We start from the raw sequence: 19,305 nt of genomic DNA, 5'->3' as shown, positions 1-19,305 counted from the left end.
CGGCCGTATCTCGGAGCCATGGCACGCCGTGCCGTCTCAGGCGACCCGGCGGCCGTCGAGACGCCGCCGCCCGCTGAAGGAGTGACAGCTCATGTCCGCACCAGCGCCGTCCACGCTGGCCATCGTCGATGCCGAGCCCCTGCCCCGGCAGGATGAGGTCCTGACCGACGCGGCCCTCGCGTTCGTGGCCGAGCTGCACCGGCAGTTCACCCCGCGCCGCAATGAGCTGCTCGCCAGGCGCGGTGAGCGCCGCGCCGAGATCGCCCGCACCTCCACGCTGGACTTCCTGCCCGAGACGGCGGCGGTCCGCGCGGACGACTCCTGGAAGGTCGCGCCCGCCCCGGCGGCTTTGAACGACCGCCGGGTGGAGATCACCGGTCCGACCGACCGCAAGATGACCGTCAACGCCCTGAACTCGGGCGCCAAGGTCTGGCTCGCCGACTTCGAGGACGCGTCCGCCCCCACGTGGGAGAACGTCGTCCTCGGCCAGCTCAACCTCACCGACGCCTACGAGCGCCGCATCGACTTCACCGACCCGAAGTCCGGCAAGTCGTACGCGCTGAAGTCCGCCGACGAGCTGGCCACGGTCGTCATGCGCCCGCGCGGCTGGCACCTGGAGGAGCGCCACCTCCAGCTGGACGGCGTCTCCGTGCCCGGCGCACTGGTCGACTTCGGCCTCTACTTCTTCCACAACGCGCAGCGCCTGATCGACCTCGGCAAGGGCCCGTACTTCTACCTGCCGAAGACGGAGTCGCACCTGGAAGCCCGTCTCTGGAACGACATCTTCGTCTTCGCCCAGGACTACGTCGGCATCCCGCAGGGCACGGTCCGCGCGACCGTCCTGATCGAGACGATCACCGCCGCGTACGAGATGGAGGAGATCCTCTACGAGCTGCGCGACCATGCCGCCGGGCTCAACGCGGGCCGCTGGGACTACCTCTTCTCCATCGTCAAGAACTTCCGTGACGGCGGCGCCAAGTTCGTCCTGCCGGACCGCAACGCGGTGACGATGACCGCCCCGTTCATGCGGGCGTACACCGAACTCCTGGTCCGCACCTGCCACAAGCGCGGCGCGCACGCGATCGGCGGCATGGCGGCCTTCATCCCCTCGCGCCGTGACGCCGAGGTCAACAAGGTGGCCTTCGAGAAGGTCAAGGCGGACAAGGACCGCGAGGCCAACGACGGCTTCGACGGCTCCTGGGTCGCCCACCCCGACCTGGTCCCGATCGCCCTGGCCTCCTTCGACGCGGTCCTCGGCGAGAAGCCGAACCAGAAGGACCGGCTGCGCGAGGACGTCTCGGTGGCGGCGGGCGACCTGATCGCCATCGACTCGCTCGACGCGAGCCCCACGTACGAGGGCCTGCGCAACGCCGTCGCGGTCGGCATCCGCTACATCGAGGCCTGGCTGCGCGGCCTGGGCGCGGTCGCCATCTTCAACCTGATGGAGGACGCGGCCACCGCCGAGATCTCCCGCTCCCAGATCTGGCAGTGGATCAACGCGGACGTGGTCTTCGAGAACGGCGAGCACGCCACCGCCGACCTGGCGCGCAAGGTCGCCGCCGAGGAACTGGCCGCGATCCGCGCGGAGATCGGCGAGGAGGCCTTCGCCGCCGGCAAGTGGCAGCAGGCCCACGACCTCCTGCTCCAGGTCTCCCTGGACCAGGACTACGCGGACTTCCTGACCCTGCCCGCGTACGAGCAGCTGCGCTGACCCGTCCCGTCACGTACGAGCACCCGCGCCGTCGCGTCCCGACGGACGCACCACCGCCCCCGGCACCGCACAGCGCCGGGGGCGGTTCTGACCGGCGGCGAGACCCGCGCCCCGCACCACCCGGTTCGTGACGGACCTGTCGTCGACCAGCCGGGAGAGTTCGGGCGCGCCGCACGCGGTGGCCTCCCGGAGCCCGACCGGTCATGGAGTACCAATGCCTTTCGCTTGACCAAGTGCTTTGCAAAGCAGCACCCTTTGCGAAGTGAGCCCGGAGGGAATGGTGGCGGTGGCCGCACTCACCAGACTGTTCCCCTTGCCGGCAGAGCACGCGGGGAGCGCCGGGGCGACGGGAATGCGATGACACAGGCGAGGGCCGAGGACTGCGCCCACCTCATCCTCCGGCAGGCCGAGCGCGCGGAAGCCGACCCGGGCGTTCTGGAATGGTTCACCGGCCCGGAGGCCGCGCGGGCGGCCGAGGAGGTGCTCGGCTGCCTCCCCCTGCCCGACGGAAGCACGTGGGGCCTGGGCGTTCTGGCGCTCGGTATCGCCGATCTCTTCCGCTACGCGGCACGGGGTTCGGCCGACCGGGCGGCGCTCGCCACCGCTCTGCTCCGGTTCTCCGTGATCCGCGAGCAGGATCCCGACCGGGTCCCGCAGGGGCTGCGCCCGGTCTTCGCCACCTTGGCGGGCGAGCCGGAGGGGGCCGCGACCGAGCCCGGTCTGGCGTACGACGCCGGCGTCGGGATGATGACGGTGTTCCAGCAGGCCCGCGACCCGGAGGTGCTGCGCGGGGCGGAGGTCCTCTTACGGCACGCCGCCACCGCCTCCGGCGGGGGCAGCGTGGAGCAGGGCATCTGCCTGTCGGACCTCGGGCTCGTCCTCTTCTACGGATTCCAGGACGGCGCCGGACGCCAGGCGCTCGCCGACGCCGTCGCCGCGGGGCGCGCCGCCGTGGCCTGTGCCCCGGGGGACCGGGACGAACAGGCCCGCAGACACGGCAACTTCGGTCACACGCTCCGCAACTGGGCCGATGTGACCGGCGACGGGAACGCCCTGCGGGAGTCGGTCGACGCCCTGCGGAAGGCGGTGGACCTCGCCACGGGGAACAGCCCGCACCGCGAACAGCACCGCGCCACGCTCGGTTCCGCGCTCTGCCTCGCCGCCGACCGCCTGGACGAACCCGCGCTGCGCTCCGAGGGGATCGCGCTGCTGCGCACGGCCCTCCGCGAGCCGGACGCCATCGTGGCCGACCGGGCCGCACTCCTCTCCGACCTGGGTGTCGCCCTCTTCGCCGAAGCTGTCGCGGCCGGTGGGCACGGCGGGCTCCACGAGGAGGGCGTGGCCGCCTGCCGCCTGGCGGCCGACACCGCCCCGAACGTCTTCGAGCGCACCGTCTATCTCATCAACCTCGGACTGCTGTTGTCCGGCTTCGCCGAGCACGCGGGCCGCCCCGACCTCCTCGACGAGGCGTGCGCCACGGCCCGTGAGGCTCTGGACGGCGCTCCGGACGGGCATCCGCTGCGCTCCCGCGCCCACTTCACGCTCTCCCGGGCGCTGGACGCGCGGTACACGACGAAGGGCTCCATGGGCGACCTGGACGAGGCCGTCACCCACGCCCGCCTCGCGACCGAGTCCGTGCCCTCGGACGACGTGCCCCGGCGGATCGTGCTCGCCACCCACCTCGCGGAACTGCTGGGAAGGCGTGCCGCCCGGCGGGCCGGGAACCTCTGGGATCCGGGGGGCCTCGGCCTGGACGAGTCGCCCGGCGACCCCGGCGCCATCGACGCCCCCCTGGCGCTCCTCCGGGAGCTCGCCGGGGAGGTTCCGGCCCGCTCCGCCGACCGGGCCCGGGTCCTGCGGGCACTCGGCGCCTGCCTGTTGGTCCCGGGCGACGCCGACGGTGCCGCCGAGGCCGTCGACTGCTTCCACAAGTGCCTCGCCCTGCCCGCTCCCACCAGGAACTTCGAGGCCACCACGCGTATCGCGCTCGGGGCGGCGCTGGCCCGGCGCGCCGGGGCGGACGCCGGGGACTGGCCCAGGGCGGCCGCCGAGATGCGGCGGGGGCTCGGGCGGCTCCGGACCGGCGGCCCGGAGTACTGGGACGGCCATGGGGAGTACGCCGAGGCCCTCATGAGACGGGCGGAGGCGACGGGGGACGTCGGCCTGTGCGAGGAAGCGGTGGGCCTGTTCCGCGAGCAGTTGCGGCGAGCGCCGCTCTCCCGCGTCGACCGAGCCGTACGGCACGCGAACGTCGGCCTCGGTCTGATGAACATCGTGGCGTGGTCCGCCCGGACCGAGCTCCTGAGCGAGGCGGTGGCCGCCCAGCGGGAGGCCGTCGGCCTGTCGAGGCCGTCCGACCCCTTCGCCGCCCGGCTGCTCCTGGGACTCGGTGAGACTTTGATGGCGCGTGCCGAGTTCTGCTCGGACACCGGGGCGCTGGACGAGGGCATCACCGTGCTGCGCAGGGCTGTTGCCGCCTCCCACCCGTCCGGGTACGGCGGGTCCGCCTGCCGCACGGCCCTCGGCGACGCGCTGCGCAACCTCGCCCGTCACGCCTCCGACCCCGCTCCGCTGGAGGAGTCCGTACGGTGGCACCGGGAGGCGGTTGCCGTGGCGCGGGGCGCGCCCCCGCCGATGGCGCTGCTCGGCCTCGCCAACAGTCTGGGGGCCCTCTACCGCCACAGCCGTGACGTGCGGCAGAGCGAGGAGGCCGTGCGCCTCTACCAGGCCGTTCTGGACTCGCCGCGGCCGACACCGCACGGACTGCGGGGCAGCGTCCTCACCGGACTCGGCTTCATCCGGTGGACCCGGGCCGTCGAGAGCGGGGACGAGGCGCTCGGAGACCTGGCCGTCCGCACCCTGCGCGAGGCCGCGGCCGAGACGCCCCGCATACGCCGGGGGATGGCGCTCACGAATCTGGGCGGGGCCCTCATGGACCGCGGCCTGTTCTCCGGCAACCGGGTCTGGCTGGCCGAGGCCGTGACGGTGTTGCGCCGTGCGGTGGACGACAGCCCGCCGACGGCGGTGGAGCGGTCCCTGCATCTCAACAACCTCGCCGAGGCCCTGCGCTGTTGGTACGAGACCGTGGGCGACGCCTCCGTCGCCGACGAGGCGGTCGCGTTGCTGCGCGAGGCGATGGCCCTGACCCACGGCGACCGCTGGGGCGCCGAGTCGGCCGCCGTCAATCTGGGCGCCCTGCTGATCAACCGAGCCCAGTCGGACCAGGACCCGCGTCCCGCCGACGAGGCCCGGCGGATCCTCGAGGAGGTGATCGCCGGGTTCGGTGCGGACCACCCCTCGCGCCCGTTCGCCCTGCAGAAACTCGCGACCGCCTGCGTGACCTTCGCCCGCCTGGCTCCCGGCCGCCGGGCCGATGCCCGTCCTGCGCGGGAACCCGACGGGGCGGCGGTCCGGCAGGCCCTGCGCCGGGCGGAGGCCGCCGCCCGGGAGGCCCTCGCGGGCACCTCCCCCGGCCACGCCCTGCACGGTGTCTCCCAACTGCTGCTGGCGACCGCGCAACTGGACCGGAGGCGGCTGGGAGACCGGGTCGACCTGGCGGAGGCGGCCCACGTCGCCCGCGACTGCGCCCGGAGCCCGGTGACCCATCTGGGCGCCCGGCTCCGGGCCGCCCAGGCCTGGGGGGTGGCCTCGGTCCATGCCGGGCGGACGGCCGACGGCCTGGAAGCGTACGCCTACGCCGTCGGTCTCTTGCCCCGCATCGCACCACGCAGCCTCGCCCGCGCGGACCAGGAGGCGCGGCTGCTGCTCAGCGACGGCATGGCGAGTGACGCCGCCGCGCTGGCGATCGGGACGGGTGCGGCGGAACGCGCGCTCACCCTCCTCGAACAGGGGCGGGGGGTGCTGCTGGCCCAGGGGCTGGAGAACCGGGCCGATGCGTCGCGGTTGCGCACCGTCGCTCCCGGCCTCGCGGCGGAGTTCGAGCGGATACGCGAACGGTTGAGCCGGCCGCCGCGCCCCTCCCCCGTGCTGGGCTCCGGGCCCGGCGGGCCGACGGTGGTCCCGTCCGACGCCGCCCGTGAGGCGGCGGCGGTCGCCGAGGACCGGCTCGCACTGGCCCGGCGCTGGGAGCAACTTCTGGAGGAGATCAGGGCGTTACCGGGTCTTGACGGTTTCCTGCGACCGCCGTCCGTGGCCGACCTGGTCGCCTCCGCGGCCGAGGGGCCGGTGGTGGTCGTCAACGTCAGCGCCTTCCGCTGCGACGCCCTGGTCGTGACCGCCGACGCCGGCATCGACGTGGTGCCCCTGCCCCGCCTCACGCTGCGGGACGTCGAGGCGCGGGCGGCGGAGTTCGTCGGGGGGATCGACACGGCGTACGGGGAACGAGGCGTCGACGAGGCCGTCGCGATGATGCGCCGCCTCTCGGGAACGCTGGGCTGGCTCTGGGACGCCGTGGCCGCACCCGTGCTGGAGCACCTCGGGCTCGACTCCGTACCGCACGAGGGCGATCCGTGGCCCCGGGTGTGGTGGTGCGCCACCGGTCTGCTGTCCTTCCTGCCGCTGCACGCCGCCGGGCGCGGCGCGGCGGACTCCGGGACCTGGGTTCTCGACCGTGCCGTCTCCTCGTACACCCCGACCGTGCGCGCCCTGGTGCGGGCCCGCGACGGCCTCGCCTCCGGGGGCCGCGACCGCCCCGCCCCCGGTGGCGCCGCACGCCCCTCCCCGCTGGTCGTGGCCCTCGCCGAGACGCCGGGGGCCGCGCCGCTGGCGGGCGTCGCGCGGGAGGTGGAGCTGCTCGGGGAGCTGTTCCCCGGGGGAGGCTGCTGGCCGGGCCCGAGGCCACCGTGGCGGCGGTCGGCCGGGCGCTGGAGGCCCACCCCTGGGTCCACTTCAGCTGCCACGGAGTCAACGAGCCGTTCGATCCGTCGCGAAGCGGGCTGGTCCTGTACGACGGCCGGCTCACCGTCTCCGACGCGGCGGCCCAGCGCCCCGGCAGCCCGGAGCTCGCCGTACTGTCCGCCTGCTCGGCCGCCCAGGGCGGCATCAGGCTGTCCGACGAGGCGGTCCAGCTGGCCTCCTCCTTCCAACTGGCCGGATACCCGCATGTGATCGGCACGTTGTGGCCCGTCGCCGACAAGCTGGCGACCCGGCTCACCGAGGAGTTCTACGCGGCGCTCGCGGCGGATCTCGACCGGGGCCGCCCGATCGGTCCGGCCACGGCCCTGCACCACCCGGTCAGGGCCCTGCGCGACCGCTACCCACAGGCGCCCCACCTGTGGGCGGCCCATATCCACACGGGCCCCTGAGGGCGGCTCTCCACGACGGGGCGACGCGGCCCCGCCCGCCTTCAGGGCCCGTCCGGCTCGCCGGCTCCCCGGGCGGTCGGGGCCCCCTCCCCCAGCGCGGTGCCCGACGGCCCGTGCGGCAGCTCGTCCGGCTCGGCCAGGTCGTCGGTGGGCCGATAGGTCTTGCGGAAGGAGAACTCCGCTACGAGGGCGGCCAGTTCGGCATCGTCACTCATGCCGTCCTCCCCGCCTCGGCCCGTCCCCGCTGCCTTCGCCATCGGTCAGTCACTCCCCTCCGGCCGCTGACGCGGACGGCGGCAGCAGCACCTCCAGCACGTCCACATCGGCCGCCCGCACATACACGCCGGCGGTGCCCGGCACCTTCCCGAGGAACGAGCCGTCGGGCCCCATCCGGTACTGGGCCTGAAGATAGAGGTCACCCGGCTGCGGATAGGCCGAGACGGCCGACCGCGAACCGAGCCAGCCCCCGACCCACAGACCGCTTTTGAGGCGCACCCGGACGAAGCACGATCCCCGGTCGCGGAAGAGGGCGTCCCAGGCGGTCGGCGTCGGTTCGTACCGCGCCCGGGCGCGCCGTCGCCACCACACCGCCTCCGCCCAGGCCAGCGCGGAGGGCACGGCGACGATCAGCAGCAGCGCGGCGAGCCCCGCCTGGCGCGGCTGACGCAGCACCCCGGCCACCGGCCCGTCCCCTCCCCCGGCCAGCAGCCGCACCAGCCACGGCCCGGCGACCACCGCGTAGACGGTGTCGAGCAGGGCGCCCGCGGCGATGGCGCGCACCAGCCGGTTCTGCGGCTCCTGCTCGCTGGCGAGGGAGCCGCGCAGCCGTTCCCGCACCGCCTGGTAGAAGAACCCGGGCAGCACGAGGACCAGCAGAATGGCCAACTGCCCCACTGTTCCCGGAACCATCGTGGTGCCGCACCCCCGTGCTCATCGCCGCGGCAGCGTCGCCGCCGCCCCAGGATGGCCCATGGACCCCGGCCGGCCCAAGCCCCCGAGGGCCCCGGAAGGCCCCGCCGGATGTCAGTCCGCCAGGACCACCGTCCGCTGGGCCGAGAAGTCACCCCACGTGCCGTCCGGGAGCTTGGCCCTGAGCTTCACCGAGTAGCGGGTGCCCGCCGGGTCGGGGAGGTCGAGCCGGTAGGTGGCACGGCCCTCGGGGGGCGTACCGCCCCAGACGATGGTGGTGGTCAGCTTGCCGTTCATGTACAGCTCGTAGGCGGGGATGGTGCCGCCCGTGTCGGGCTGGTCCCAGGACAGGTCCAGGGTGAACAGGCCGCCCTCCTTGCCGACTTCGGTCCGCAGCCCGGTGGGGGCGGTGCTCGCGGGGGCGCCGGGCGCGGACGCGGTGGTGAGGTCGAGGGTGTTGCTGTCGGCCGAGGACTTGTCGGAGGCGTCGCGGGCCCGGACGGTGAAGGTGTAGACGGTCCCCGGGCGCAGCCCCGTGAGTTCGGCCGTGGTCTCGGAGGCGGGGACGCTGTGGATCCGGGAGTCCTCCTGGTAGATGTCGTATGAGGTGACACCGACGTCGTCCTTGGCCGCGCCCCAGGTGAGCGTGGCTCCACGGCTGCCGTCGGCGCGGCCCGTCAGCTTCGCCGGGGTGGTGGGGGGCTCGTCGTCCTTGGGCGGGGTGGCCTGGGTGGTGACGGGGACGGCCTTGCTGGGCGCGGAGAGGTTCCCGGCCGTGTCCTTGGCCCGGACGCTGAAGGTGTAGTCCGTCGAGGCCGTCAGACCGTTGACGTCGATCATGGTCTTCGACGCCGGGACGCTCTTGACCTTGCTCTTTCCCCGGTAGACCTCGTAGCCGGCGACCTTCTCGTCGTCGGGGGCGGCCTTCCACATGACGTGCACGGAGGTGGAGCTGCTGGCCTGGGCGGTGACGTTCGCCGGGGTGCCGGGCGGCTGGGTGTCGGCTTCGGCGGAACCACCGCAGGCGGAGAGGGGGGGTGAGGAGCAGGGCGGAACAGGCCAACGCGGCAGATATGTGGGGGCGTTGCACGGTGGTGCCTTCCATCCGGACAGCAATGGTCCAGACCTGTATGACATGACGTGGGGCCCGCCGACAAGAGTCCGGCCGGGAACCTTCCGCTATGTGCCGGGTTGCGCCGCCCGCCCGCCGGTCCGGGGCGGCCCGTCGACCGATGAGTTTCCGGTGGGGACGGGGTCTTCCCTGTATGGATACGCACGAGAACCCCGCTTCGGCCGCGCACGAGACCGTCGCGTCGAGTACGCGCAGGACGGCCGCCGCCCTTCCCGATCTGGAGCCGGCCGCCCGGCGGATCGCCGAACTGCTCGGTCCGGTCGGCGACGGCGCGCTGGACGGCCCCACCCCCTGCCCCGACTACGCCGTACGGGAGCTGCTCGGCCATCTCACCGGGCTGGCCACCGCCTTCCGCGACGCCGCCCGCAAGGACCTCGGGCCGAGCACGGCCGCCTCCCCCGACGCGGCCCTCCCCGTCCTCCTCGACGACGACTGGCGCGAGGTGCTGCCCCGGCGGCTGGAGGAGGTGGCGGCGGCCTGGCGCGCGCCCGACGCCTGGACGGGCATGACCCGGGCGGGCGGGATCGAGCTGCCCGGCGAGGTGGCCGGGGCCGTGGCGCTCAACGAACTCGTGATCCACGGCTGGGACCTGGCCCGCTCGACCGGGCAGCCGTACGCGGCGGGCGAGGCCGAGCTGCGGTCGTGCGAGGCGCTGCTCGCCCCGGACGAGGACGACCCGGACCGCGGGGGCATTTTCGCGCCGCCCGTCCCGGTGCCGGCCGATGCCCCGCTGCTGGACCGGGTGATCGGGCTCAGCGGCCGACGCCCGGACTGGCGGCCGGGCGACCGATAGCGGCCGCCGCCGCACAGGGGCGGGGCCCCCTCAGCTGGTGAAGAACTCCGTGATGTGCGCGGCCACCTGGTCCGCCCGGGTCTCGTGCATGCGGTGGCCGCCCGGGACCGTGACCAGACGGCAGTCCGGGACGAGGGAGGCCACGTCGGCCTGGCGGTGCTGTTCCATCCCGCTCTCCGGGCCCCGGTGATGATCAGGGTCGGGGAGACGATGTCGCCGAGGTGCTCGGCCGCGTCCGGGCCGGGGTCGGCGAGCTGGTCCCGTACGGCGGGGACCGCGTTCTCGTCGTAGTCCACCGGGCCCTCGGCGCGGCCGGCCGGGCCCGGGTCGCCGGGGAACGGGGCCGGGGTCTCCACCAGCACCAGCCGCTCCACCCGGTCGGAGTGCTCCTGGGCCACCAGCCGGGCGACGACGCCGCCCATGCCGTGGCCGACGAGCCCGACCCGGTCCAGCTCCAGTTCGTCGAGGAAGCCCACGACGTCCTCGGCCATCAGCTCCAGGTCGTAGTCGTCGGGCCAGTCGCTCTCGCCGTGGCCGCGCAGGTCCAGGGCGTAGACCCGCCACTCCTGGCCGAGCAGGGTCCCGGCCGCCTCCCAGTTCGCGGCCGAACCGCCGAGGCCGTGCAGCAGCACGACGGGCGAGCCGAACGCGTCGCCCCAGGCGCGGTACGCGAGGCGCACATCGCCGACATCCACAACAGACTGATCTTCCATGCTCTGACGCTACAGCCGACGGGCGGGGGCCCGCGCCACAGGCCCCGCCCCGGACGTGCGCCGGCCCGGCGGGACCGTGCGGGGTCCCACCGGGCCGCTGTCGGGGGCGTGGGTCAGTGGACGCCCACCCCGGCGGCCGCCGGCACCACGTGTTCGCCGTTCGCCGGCTCCTCGTCCGCCGCGTCAGGCTTGCGGCCGACGTGATTGAAGGCGAGGTTCAGCACGATCGCCACCACACAGCCGGTGGAGATGCCCGAGTCGAGGACGACCAGCAGGTCCTCGGGGAAGGCGTGGTAGAACTGCGGCGCGGCGATGGGGATCAGGCCGATCCCGAGGGAAGCCGCCACGATCAGCGCGTTCTCGCCCTTCTCCATGGCGGCGGTGGCCAGGGTCTGGATGCCGCTGGCCGCGACCGTGCCGAACAGGACGATGCCCGCGCCGCCGAGGACCGGCAGCGGCACGAGGGCGATGACCGAGGCCGCGACCGGGACGAGACCGAGCAGGATCAGGATGCCGCCGCCGACCGCGACGACGAAGCGGCTGCGGATCTTCGTCATGGCGACGAGGCCGACGTTCTGGGCGAAGGCGCTGCACATGAAGCCGTTGAAGAGCGGGCTGATGGCGCTGCCGAGGGTGTCGGCGCGCAGACCGCCCTCGATGATCTTCTCGTCCGCCGGGCGGCCGACGATTTTACCGAGGGCCAGCATGTCCGCCGTGGACTCGGTCATGCAGACGAGCATCACGATGCACATGGAGATGATGGCGGCGATCTCGAACTGCGGGGCGCCGAAGGCGAACGGGGTCGGGAAGCCGACGACGTCGGCGTTCTTGATGGCGCTGAAGTCGGTGATGCCCGCCGGGATGGCGATCAGGGTGCCGAGGATCAGGCCGAGCAGGATCGCGATCTGCTGGAGGAAGCCGCGCAGCAGCTTGCGCAGGGCCAGCACGATGACCAGGGTCACGGCGGCCATGGTGATGTTGGTCATCGAACCGTAGTCGTCGGCCGTGGCGTTGCCGCCCTGGGACCAGTTGAAGGCGACCGGCAGGAGCGAGACGCCGATCAGGGTGATCACGGTGCCCGTGACGACCGGCGGGAAGAAGCGGACCAGTTTGCAGAAGTACGGGGCGAGGACGAAGCCCAGAAGGCTCGCCACGATGATCGCGCCGAAGATGACGGCTATCCCGTCGTGCCCCCGGTCCTTGCCTATCGCGATCATCGGGGCGACGCCGGCGAACGAGACGCCGTTGACGAAGGGCAGCCGGGCGCCGACCTTCCAGAAGCCGATGGTCTGGAGCAGGGTGGCGATCCCCGCGGTGAAGAGGCTCGCCCCCATGAGGAAGGCGGTCTCCTTGGCGGTGAGGCCGACGGCCGGCCCCACGATGAGCGGCGGGGCCACCACGCCCGCGTACATGGCGGCCACGTGCTGGAGGCCGCTGGTGAACATCTTCAGTGGGGGAAGGGTCTCGTCGACCGGATGTTTCCGGCCGTCAACCGATCCTTCCGCGACGGCGTCGTCCGTCACGTCGGGGGCGGCTGCGTCTGCGTCTTTGCGAAACCTGGGCTTAGCGGCCACGGCGGTTCCTCCGGTCGGTTACGCGTCGTCGGCGACGCGGGTGTCAGGGAGGTGGTGCGTAAGTGGTGCGGCGGAGCTTGGCTCTCTCAGGTGGTGCAGGTCGTGCAGAGGGGGGTACGGGGCGCGCACCGGGGGTGTGTGCGGGCAGCGTTCATCACCGGTCCGGCGGACGCGCACCATGGGGTGCGCGTCCGCCGGACCGGCTGCCGTGGGCCCCGCTCGGGTCCACGGCGGCCGGTCTCGGGCCGTCCCCCGAGACCGGCCGGTCGGGGATACCGCGCGGGGTCAGGCCCCGGCGGCGATCTGCGCGAGGCGGCGGGCCTCGTCGCGGGTGACGCGGGCGATGGCGTCCTCGTCCACCGTGGTGAGGTGGTTGCCCTCGACGACCGGCTTGCCGTCGACGAGGGAGAGGGTCACCGGGGCGGCCGCGCCGAAGATGAGCGCGGTCACCGGGTCGGCGATCGAGGAGTGGGCCAGGGTGTCCAGCTTCCAGAGGACGAGGTCGGCGAGCTTGCCGGCCTCCAGGGAGCCGATCTGGTCGGCGCGGCCCAGGACCTGGGCCCCGCCGAAGGTCCCGAGGCGCAGGGCCTGACGGGCGTTCAGGGCGGCCTCGCGGTGTGCGCCGAGGCGGTTGATGAGCAGCGCGTTGCGCAGCTCGGTGTGGAGTTCGCCGGACTCGTTGGAGGCGGTGCCGTCCACGCCGAGGCCGACGGGCACGCCGGCGGCGAGCATGTCGGGGACCCGGGCGATACCGGCGGCGAGGCGGGCGTTGGAGGAGGGGCAGTGGGCGACGCCGGTCCCCGTACGGGCGAAGGCGGCGATGTCCGAGTCGTTCATGTGGACGCAGTGGGCCATCCACACATCGCTGCCGAGCCAGCCGGTCGACTCGAAGTACTCGGTCGGGCCCATGCCGAACAGTTCCTTGCAGAACTGCTCCTCCTCGACGGTCTCCGAGCCGTGCGTGTGCAGCCGCACGCCCTTGCGGCGGGCCAGCTCGGCGCCCTGGCGCATCAGTTCGGTGGAGACCGAGAACGGCGAGCAGGGGGCGACGGCGATCTGGGTCATCGCGTCGAAGGAGGCGTCGTGGTGGGCGTCGATCGTCGCCTCGGTGGCGGCGAGCGCGCCCTCCAGGGTCTCGACGGCGAAGTCCGGCGGCAGCCCGCCGTCCTTCTCGCTGCGGTCCATGGAGCCCCGGGCGAGGGTGAACCGTACGCCCATCTCGCGGGCGGCCCCGATGATGGCCCCGGACAGGTCGCCGGAGCCCTGCGGGAAGACGTAGTGGTGGTCCATGGCGGTGGTGACACCGCCGCGGGCCAGCATGGCGAGCGAGCCCTGCGCGGCGGCCCGGGCCATCGGCTCGTCGATGCGCGCCCAGGTCGGGTAGAGGGCGACCAGCCAGTTGAACAGGTTGTGGTCGGTGGCCAGGCCCCGGGTGATCCACTGGTAGAAGTGGTGGTGGGTGTTGACCAGGCCGGGGGTGGCGAGGTGCCCGGTGCCGTCGACGCGCCGGACGACACCGGTCAGGCCCTCCGGGGCCTTGCCCGCGCCGACGGACTCGATGCGGTTGTCCGCCACGACGATGTACCCGGAGGCGTACTCCGTGTCGTGGGCGTCGACGGTGGCGATCGAACAGTTCTCGATGACGATGCGCTGAGGGTCTGCCGAAGCTGCCATGGCGCTTCCTTCTTCTCTCTGTGGCGATGTGGGCACGGCAGGACCCTAGGAGGATTTGAGTGCCACAGCGTTGCGGCTGTGGGTGCCGAGATGGTGGAAGAACAGGTTGAGCACGACCGCGACCAGTGCTCCCGCGCTGATCCCGGAGCCGAGGACGGTCTGCGCCCAGGCCGGGAAACCGGCGTAGAAGGTGGGCGCGGCGAGCGGGATGATGCCCGCGCCGAGCGCGACGGCCACCAGGATGATGTTGGAGCTGTCGTCCAGGCCGGCCTCGGAGAGCGTACGGATGCCGCTCACGGCGATCGAGCCGAAGAGGACGACGCCGGCGCCACCGAGGACGGGCATCGGGACGAGCGAGACGACCGCGCCGAGCACCGGGAAGGCGCCGAGGATCAGCAGGGCTCCGCCGGCCGCCGCGACGACGTACCGGCTGCGGACGCGGGTCAGCGAGACGACGCCGACGTTCTGGGCGAACGCACTGGTCGGGAATCCGCCGAAGACCGGGCCGAGGAGGGTGGCGATGCCGTCGGTGCGCAGGCCGCGGGTGATCGTACGCCCGTCGGTGCGGCGCTCGCAGATCTCGCCGAGGGCCAGCATCCCGGCGGAGGACTCCGTCATCAGGACGAGCATGACGATGCAGAGCGAGAGGATCGCGGCGGGCTGGAACTCCGGCGCGCCGAAGGCGAAGGGGGACGGCAGGGCGGCGAGCGGGGCGGACTTCAGCGCGGAGAAGTCGGCGAGTCCGAACGGGATCGCGGCCAGCGTGCCGACGAACATGCCCACCAGCAGGGCGACTTGCTTGAGGAAGCCGCGCCCGAAACGCTGGACGAGCAGGATGACGACGAGCGTGAAGGCGGCCAGCGCCAGGTACTTCATGGCGCCGAAGTCGTCGGCGGTGGCGTCGCCGCCCTGCGCCCAGGCGACGGGCACGGGCATCAGGGTGACGCCGATGAGCGTGATGACCACGCCGGTGACGAGCGGCGGGAAGAAGCGCAGCAACCGCCCGAAGAAGGGGCCGACGGCCAGGCAGAACACTCCGGCGACGAGCACCGCCCCGTAGATCGCGGGGAGTTGATGGCCCGGTGCGCTGGTCTCGGCGATGGCGAGCATCGGCGCGATCCCGGCGGAGGAGGCGGCGTTGACGAAGGGGAGCCGGTTTCCGGCGAAGCGGCCGAGACCGACGGTCTGCAGGATGGTGGCGAGACCGGCGATCAGGAGGCCGGCCGCGATGAGCCGGGTCATGCCGGCGGTGTCCAGGCCGGCGGCCTGGCCGATGATCAGCGGAGGGGTGACGACGCCCGCGTACATGGCGGCGATGTGCTGGAGCGCTGCGGGGACGAGCCGCGCGGCGGGGAGCTTTTCGTCGACCGGGTGAACTGCCGGGTCGACGAGAGTTTTCGAGGGGGCTTTGCCTGGGCTTTCGGCCGGCCCCGTTGCAGGCTGTGCCATGGGTGTTCCCTCCGGGATGACCGGCCGCCGCCCGTCGTTACGCGGTCGGCGGCCGGTTCAGTGCCGCGTCAGAGGTTGGTCATGTCGACCGGGATCTTCGGCTCGACGCCGTCCCGGAGCACGGTGGCCTCGATGAGACCGTAGGGACGGTCCGCCGCGAAGTAGACCTCATTGTCGTTCTTGAGGCCGAACGGTTCGAGGTCCACCAGGAAGTGGTGGTTGTTCGGCAGCGAGAAGCGGATCTCGTCGATCTCGCTGCGGCTGTTGATGATGCGCGAGCCCATCTGGTACAGGGTCTGCTGGAGCGAGAGGGAGTACGTCTCGGCGAAGGCCTGGAGCATGTGCTTGCGCGCCTGCTCGTAGGACTTCTCCCAGTTCGGCATGCGCTGCTCGTCGCTGGTCCAGTTGTAGCGCCAGCGCGCGGAGACGTCGGTCGCCAGGATGCGGTCGTACGCCTCCTTCAGCGTCGTGTACTTGTCCTTGACGTAGCCCCAGAACTCGGAGTTGGTCGAGTTCATCACCGTGAGGTCCTTGAGGCCCGAGATGACCTCCCAGTTCTCACCGTCGTAGGTGATCTGGGAGACGCGGGTCTCCTGGCCCTTGCGGGCGAAGGAGTGCTTGACCTCGTCGGCGCCGATGAACTTGGAGTTGCCCTCGGAGGTGGCGATGCGCTCCCAGGCGTACTCCTCGATCCGGATGCGGGCGCGGTGGATCGGCTCCTGCGAGGAGACGAAGTGCCGGGCGAGGTGGATGCCGAACTGCTCGGCGGACTCGATCCCGTGCTCCTTGGCGAACGCGAACACCGTGTTCTTGGTGGTGTCGGTCGGCAGGACGTTGGCGTTGGAGCCGGAGTAGTGGACGTCGTCCATGTCGCCGGAGAGGGCGACCGAGACGTTCAGGTCCTTGATGTGGTGGGTGTCGCCGTCCCGCGTGATCTTTACGACGCGGTTCTCTGCTTTGCCGTACTGGTTCTGGCCGAGAATCGTGGGCATGTCGGTGCTAGCTCCCTCGGTAAACGGAGTAGCCGAACGGGTTGAGCAGCAGCGGTACGTGATAGTGCTCGCCCGGGACGACCGCGAAGGCGATCGTCACTTCCGGGAAGAACGCGCCGCTGTCCCTTACGCGGGGGGCGTCCTGCTGCGCCTCGGCTTGCTTCTTGGAAAAGTACGTCTCGGTGTCGAATTCGAGACGGACATGGGTGGTGCCCTCCGGCAGTGCCGGGAGGTCCTTGCAACGCCCGTCCGCATCAGTGGCGGACGCTCCGAGCGTGACGTACGGCGCGCCGCTTCCGCTGCGGGCGGCGAGCGAGACGGCGACGGACGCGGCGGGGCGGCCGATGCTGGTGTCCAGGATGTGGGTGGACACCGATGCGATCGTGTCGGTACTCAAGACCGTCACTCTCCTAGATCTCAAGAGTCCTGTGCGGGAGCGTCCTCTGCGAGGGCCTCCGTCACGAGACGGGTCAGCCGGATGCGGTTGATCTTGCCCAGTTCGGTGCGCACGATCTCCTGCTCCTGCTCGGGCGAGTTCCCGATCCGGGACTTCACCGCGTCGCGCATCTGCTCACCGGTGGCGCCGGTGGCGCAGATCAGGAAGACATGTCCGAACCGCTCCTGGTAGGCCAGGTTCAGTTCGAGCATCTCGGTCTTGAGCTCCTCGGAGGCGCCGGCCATCCCCCGCTGCTCACGGGAGGAGGTCGGGTCGCCGGGCTTCGGGCGGCCGATCGGCGGGTGGCCCGCCATCGCGTCGGCCAGGTCCGCCGCGGTGAGCCGCGCCGTGGCGGCGTCGCTCGCGGAGAGCAGGGCTTCCTCGGTGGCGTACGGACGCCCGGCGAGGATGGTGTCTCCCCAGGCCGCACTGGCACACACCTCGTGCAGTGCGGGGGTGGCCTCGTCGTCCGCCAGGGTGTTGAACCGGGTGAGGCCCGGTGTGGAGCTCGAAGTCACGGGAGCCTCCGTGGCTGTTTTTCGCTGTGCGTTGTTCGGGCTGCGGATAGCTAACGCCCTCCGCAACACGACGTCAACACTTTGTTGAAATCTCGCGAACGAAGAAAGCCGCCGTCCCGGCATGCGGACGGCGGCCTTCCTGCGTGTTCGGCGGGTTGGGCCAACTACTCGCCCTTGGCCGTATGTTCCCTGTTGAGGTAGTTGTACACGGTGAATCTGGAGACGCCCAGGGCGCCGGCCACGGTCTCCACTCCATGGCGCACGGAGAAGGCACCGCGTGCCTCCAGGGCCCGGACGACGCTCTGCTTGGCCTTCCGGTCCAGGTCGGCGAGCGGCATCCCGTGCCGTCGCTCCATCGCGGCGAGGATGTGGTCCAGCGAGTCGGAGAGCTGGGGCAGTCGTACGGCTATGACGTCCTGGCCCTCCCAGGCGAGCACCACATCGTCCGGCTGAGCCTGCTCGGGGCCCAGCAGCTCGGCGCCCATCGCGTCGACGAGCGGCTTGACGGCCGATACGAAGGGGTGGTCGACGGTGACCGGAACGTGATCGGCGGATTCGGTCACCGGACCTCCTCCTCGATCACGTTCACCTGGAGCGAGACCCGGGTGGCGCCGGAGGCGAGGGCCTGGCGCAGCAGGGAGTCCACGGCGGTGAGCACCTCGTCCGCGCCGCCTTCCGCGGTGTTGCCGAAGGGGCCGACGTCGACGGCGTCCAGCTCGGCGCCCTGGATCACCTCCCGGGCCACCACCGCGTGGGGGGGCGCCTCGTCGAGATCGAAGGGCTCGGTGGTGAATTCCACCCTCAAGCGCACTGTGCCTCCTTGATGTCCTCGCCGCGGGTGCGGGCGCGCGGCTCGGCCACGACTGTAACCGCTGCCCCGGACCCCGCCCCCGGTGTGCGCGGGGCCCCGTACGGCGGTGGTCACGGCAGTGGCAGGACACAGACCGCTACCGGTGCCGGGAAGGGGTCGCCGACGGCGGTGAGGGAGCCGTCGGGGCCGATGCCGAAGACGGTGACGGTGGAGGAGCGCTGGTTGGCGGCGAAGAGCAGGGAGCTGTCCGGGGACAGGGCGAGCTGCCGGGGCCAGTCGCCGCCGACGGGCACGGTGTCCAGCAGCCGCAGGTCCGCCCCGTCGCCCTCCACCGCGTAACGGGTGAGGCTGTTGGGGCCCCGGTTGGCGAGGTAGACGTACGCCCCGTCGCCCGTGACGACCGGCTGGGAGGGGTAGCCGGTGACGGATCCCGTGCCGGTGGACTGGCCGGGTCCCGGCGTGAGGGCGCCGGTGGCGGGATCGTACGCGCAGACGACCAGGGTGTCGTCCAGCTCGCAGGCCAGGTAGGCGAAGCGCCCGCCGGGGTGGAAGGCGAGGTGGCGGGGGCCGGAGCCGGGCGCCAGGGCGGCGCGGGAAACCTCGGTGAGCGTCCCGGCGGTCTCGTCCAGCGTGTACGTGTACACGGTGTCGGTGCCCAGGTCGACGGCGAGGACATGGCCACCGTCGGGGGTGGTGACGATCTGGTGGGCGTGCGGCCCGCCCTGGCCGGGTCCGGGCGGCGGTGAGCTGTGGGTGAGCAGGTCGGTGCGCTCTCCGAGCGAGCCGTCCTCGGCGATCGGATGCACGGCGACGCTGCCGGAGCCGTAGTCCGCGCTGAGCAGCCAGCGCCCGGACGGGTGGACGGAGAGGTGGGTGGTCCCGGAGCCGCCGGTGGAGCGGCTGCCGAGCACCTCGTACGCCCCGTCCGGTGCGATTCCCACGGCGGTGACCGCGCCCGCGTCCTGCTCGGCGACCGCGTAGACGGTGCAGCCGGAGGGGTGGAGGGCCAGGTAGGAGGGGTTGTCGACGCCGGTGATCACGGGGCCCGGGGTGAGCGCGCCGGTGGCCGTGTCGTACGCGGCGGCGCCGATGCCGGTCCCGCCTCCCGCCTCGGAGGTGTACGTGCCGAGGAGCAGCGGGCGGGTGGCGAGCGGGACGGCGGACCGGGCGGCCGCGTGGGCGGGGGCGGCCCCCGCGGCCGCCAGGGCGGCTGTGGCCAGCAGGCCGCCGAGGAAGCCGCGACGGCCGGTGAGCGCGGGGTCGGGGCGATCGGGGCCGGAGTACGAGTGGGGGGATGACTTCATGCGAGGCACCTCGGGTGGGGTTCGG

At 72.6% G+C, this 19,305-nt stretch carries 15 protein-coding genes and 2 pseudogenes; 3 read left to right on the top strand and 14 right to left on the bottom strand.

What is annotated here, in order from left to right:
- Positions 1-91: 91 nt before the first annotated feature.
- On the top strand, positions 92-1,711 hold the full coding sequence (aceB, locus tag CCZ36_RS29700; protein WP_128818967.1) for a malate synthase A: 1,620 nt from the start codon (positions 92-94) through the stop codon (positions 1,709-1,711).
- 4,469 nt (positions 1,712-6,180) lie between these two features.
- Positions 6,181-6,975, top strand: a complete 795-nt coding sequence (locus tag CCZ36_RS36715) for a CHAT domain-containing protein (protein WP_335755850.1) — start codon at positions 6,181-6,183, stop codon at positions 6,973-6,975.
- A gap of 41 nt (positions 6,976-7,016) precedes the next feature.
- Here the strand turns inward: CCZ36_RS36715 and CCZ36_RS29680 are convergent, their stop codons facing one another.
- From CCZ36_RS29680 to CCZ36_RS29670, 3 genes and pseudogenes are all read right to left on the bottom strand, one after another.
- Positions 7,017-7,190, bottom strand: a complete 174-nt coding sequence (locus tag CCZ36_RS29680; RefSeq protein ID WP_234427991.1) for a hypothetical protein — start codon at positions 7,188-7,190, stop codon at positions 7,017-7,019.
- A 49-nt stretch (positions 7,191-7,239) separates the two neighbouring features.
- Positions 7,240-7,869, bottom strand: a complete 630-nt coding sequence (locus CCZ36_RS29675) for a DUF6338 family protein (protein ID WP_237302864.1) — start codon at positions 7,867-7,869, stop codon at positions 7,240-7,242.
- Between the two features lie 129 nt (positions 7,870-7,998).
- Positions 7,999-8,989: pseudogene (locus tag CCZ36_RS29670) on the bottom strand (fibronectin type III domain-containing protein).
- A gap of 160 nt (positions 8,990-9,149) precedes the next feature.
- On the opposite strand from CCZ36_RS29670, the gene CCZ36_RS29665 reads away from it, so the two are divergent.
- On the top strand, positions 9,150-9,809 hold the full coding sequence (locus CCZ36_RS29665; protein ID WP_128818965.1) for a TIGR03086 family metal-binding protein: 660 nt from the start codon (positions 9,150-9,152) through the stop codon (positions 9,807-9,809).
- Between the two features lie 30 nt (positions 9,810-9,839).
- Here the strand turns inward: CCZ36_RS29665 and CCZ36_RS37050 are convergent, their stop codons facing one another.
- The 11 genes and pseudogenes from CCZ36_RS37050 to CCZ36_RS29615 form a co-directional block, all read right to left on the bottom strand.
- On the bottom strand, positions 9,840-9,977 hold the full coding sequence (locus tag CCZ36_RS37050) for an alpha/beta fold hydrolase (RefSeq protein WP_443069825.1): 138 nt from the start codon (positions 9,975-9,977) through the stop codon (positions 9,840-9,842).
- Positions 9,971-10,522 (bottom strand): annotated as a pseudogene (locus CCZ36_RS29660) (alpha/beta fold hydrolase); the annotation flags it as partial. The gene CCZ36_RS37050 and the pseudogene CCZ36_RS29660, both read right to left, overlap by 7 nt.
- Positions 10,523-10,635: 113 nt before the next feature.
- On the bottom strand, positions 10,636-12,096 hold the full coding sequence (locus tag CCZ36_RS29655) for a nucleobase:cation symporter-2 family protein (RefSeq protein WP_128818964.1): 1,461 nt from the start codon (positions 12,094-12,096) through the stop codon (positions 10,636-10,638).
- 285 nt (positions 12,097-12,381) lie between these two features.
- Complete coding sequence (locus CCZ36_RS29650) at positions 12,382-13,770, bottom strand: 8-oxoguanine deaminase (protein ID WP_069736755.1); 1,389 nt, start codon at positions 13,768-13,770, stop codon at positions 12,382-12,384.
- 45 nt (positions 13,771-13,815) lie between these two features.
- On the bottom strand, positions 13,816-15,219 hold the full coding sequence (locus CCZ36_RS29645; RefSeq protein ID WP_069736754.1) for a nucleobase:cation symporter-2 family protein: 1,404 nt from the start codon (positions 15,217-15,219) through the stop codon (positions 13,816-13,818).
- A gap of 68 nt (positions 15,220-15,287) precedes the next feature.
- Positions 15,288-16,211, bottom strand: coding sequence for a factor-independent urate hydroxylase (pucL, locus tag CCZ36_RS29640; protein ID WP_069736753.1), 924 nt, complete (start codon positions 16,209-16,211; stop codon positions 15,288-15,290).
- A 7-nt stretch (positions 16,212-16,218) separates the two neighbouring features.
- Positions 16,219-16,608, bottom strand: a complete 390-nt coding sequence (gene uraH, locus CCZ36_RS29635; protein WP_128818963.1) for a hydroxyisourate hydrolase — start codon at positions 16,606-16,608, stop codon at positions 16,219-16,221.
- Between the two features lie 20 nt (positions 16,609-16,628).
- Entirely contained in the window at positions 16,629-17,165 is a 537-nt protein-coding gene (gene uraD / locus CCZ36_RS29630; RefSeq protein WP_069736751.1) for a 2-oxo-4-hydroxy-4-carboxy-5-ureidoimidazoline decarboxylase, read from the bottom strand.
- Positions 17,166-17,329: 164 nt separating this feature from the next.
- The gene (locus tag CCZ36_RS29625) at positions 17,330-17,728 is read right to left on the bottom strand and encodes a helix-turn-helix domain-containing protein (protein ID WP_069736750.1); all 399 of its coding nucleotides are present in this window, start codon (positions 17,726-17,728) and stop codon (positions 17,330-17,332) included.
- Positions 17,725-17,976, bottom strand: a complete 252-nt coding sequence (locus CCZ36_RS29620) for a hypothetical protein (RefSeq protein ID WP_079149510.1) — start codon at positions 17,974-17,976, stop codon at positions 17,725-17,727. The genes CCZ36_RS29625 and CCZ36_RS29620 overlap by 4 nt, the downstream gene beginning before the upstream one ends.
- Before the next feature lie 110 nt (positions 17,977-18,086).
- Positions 18,087-19,280, bottom strand: a complete 1,194-nt coding sequence (locus CCZ36_RS29615; RefSeq protein ID WP_128818962.1) for a lactonase family protein — start codon at positions 19,278-19,280, stop codon at positions 18,087-18,089.
- Positions 19,281-19,305: the final 25 nt, after the last annotated feature.

It is taken from the genome of Streptomyces sp. S063 (assembly GCF_002832675.1).
GTDB classification, from domain to species: domain Bacteria; phylum Actinomycetota; class Actinomycetes; order Streptomycetales; family Streptomycetaceae; genus Streptomyces; species Streptomyces sindenensis.
This window is presented reverse-complemented; position numbering and strand designations above follow the sequence as displayed.

Excerpts from the sequence above, each read along its gene's own strand:
- CCZ36_RS29645 (WP_069736754.1), bottom strand. The coding sequence starts at position 15,219 with ATGGCACAGCCTGCAACGGGGCCGGCCGAAAGCCCAGGCAAAGCCCCC.
- CCZ36_RS37050 (WP_443069825.1), bottom strand. The coding sequence starts at position 9,977 with ATGGAACAGCACCGCCAGGCCGACGTGGCCTCCCTCGTCCCGGACTGC.
- CCZ36_RS29615 (WP_128818962.1), bottom strand. The coding sequence starts at position 19,280 with ATGAAGTCATCCCCCCACTCGTACTCCGGCCCCGATCGCCCCGACCCC.
- CCZ36_RS29665 (WP_128818965.1), top strand. The coding sequence starts at position 9,150 with ATGGATACGCACGAGAACCCCGCTTCGGCCGCGCACGAGACCGTCGCG.
- CCZ36_RS29650 (WP_069736755.1), bottom strand. The coding sequence starts at position 13,770 with ATGGCAGCTTCGGCAGACCCTCAGCGCATCGTCATCGAGAACTGTTCG.
- aceB (WP_128818967.1), top strand. The coding sequence starts at position 92 with ATGTCCGCACCAGCGCCGTCCACGCTGGCCATCGTCGATGCCGAGCCC.
- pucL (WP_069736753.1), bottom strand. The coding sequence starts at position 16,211 with ATGCCCACGATTCTCGGCCAGAACCAGTACGGCAAAGCAGAGAACCGC.
- CCZ36_RS29680 (WP_234427991.1), bottom strand. The coding sequence starts at position 7,190 with ATGAGTGACGATGCCGAACTGGCCGCCCTCGTAGCGGAGTTCTCCTTC.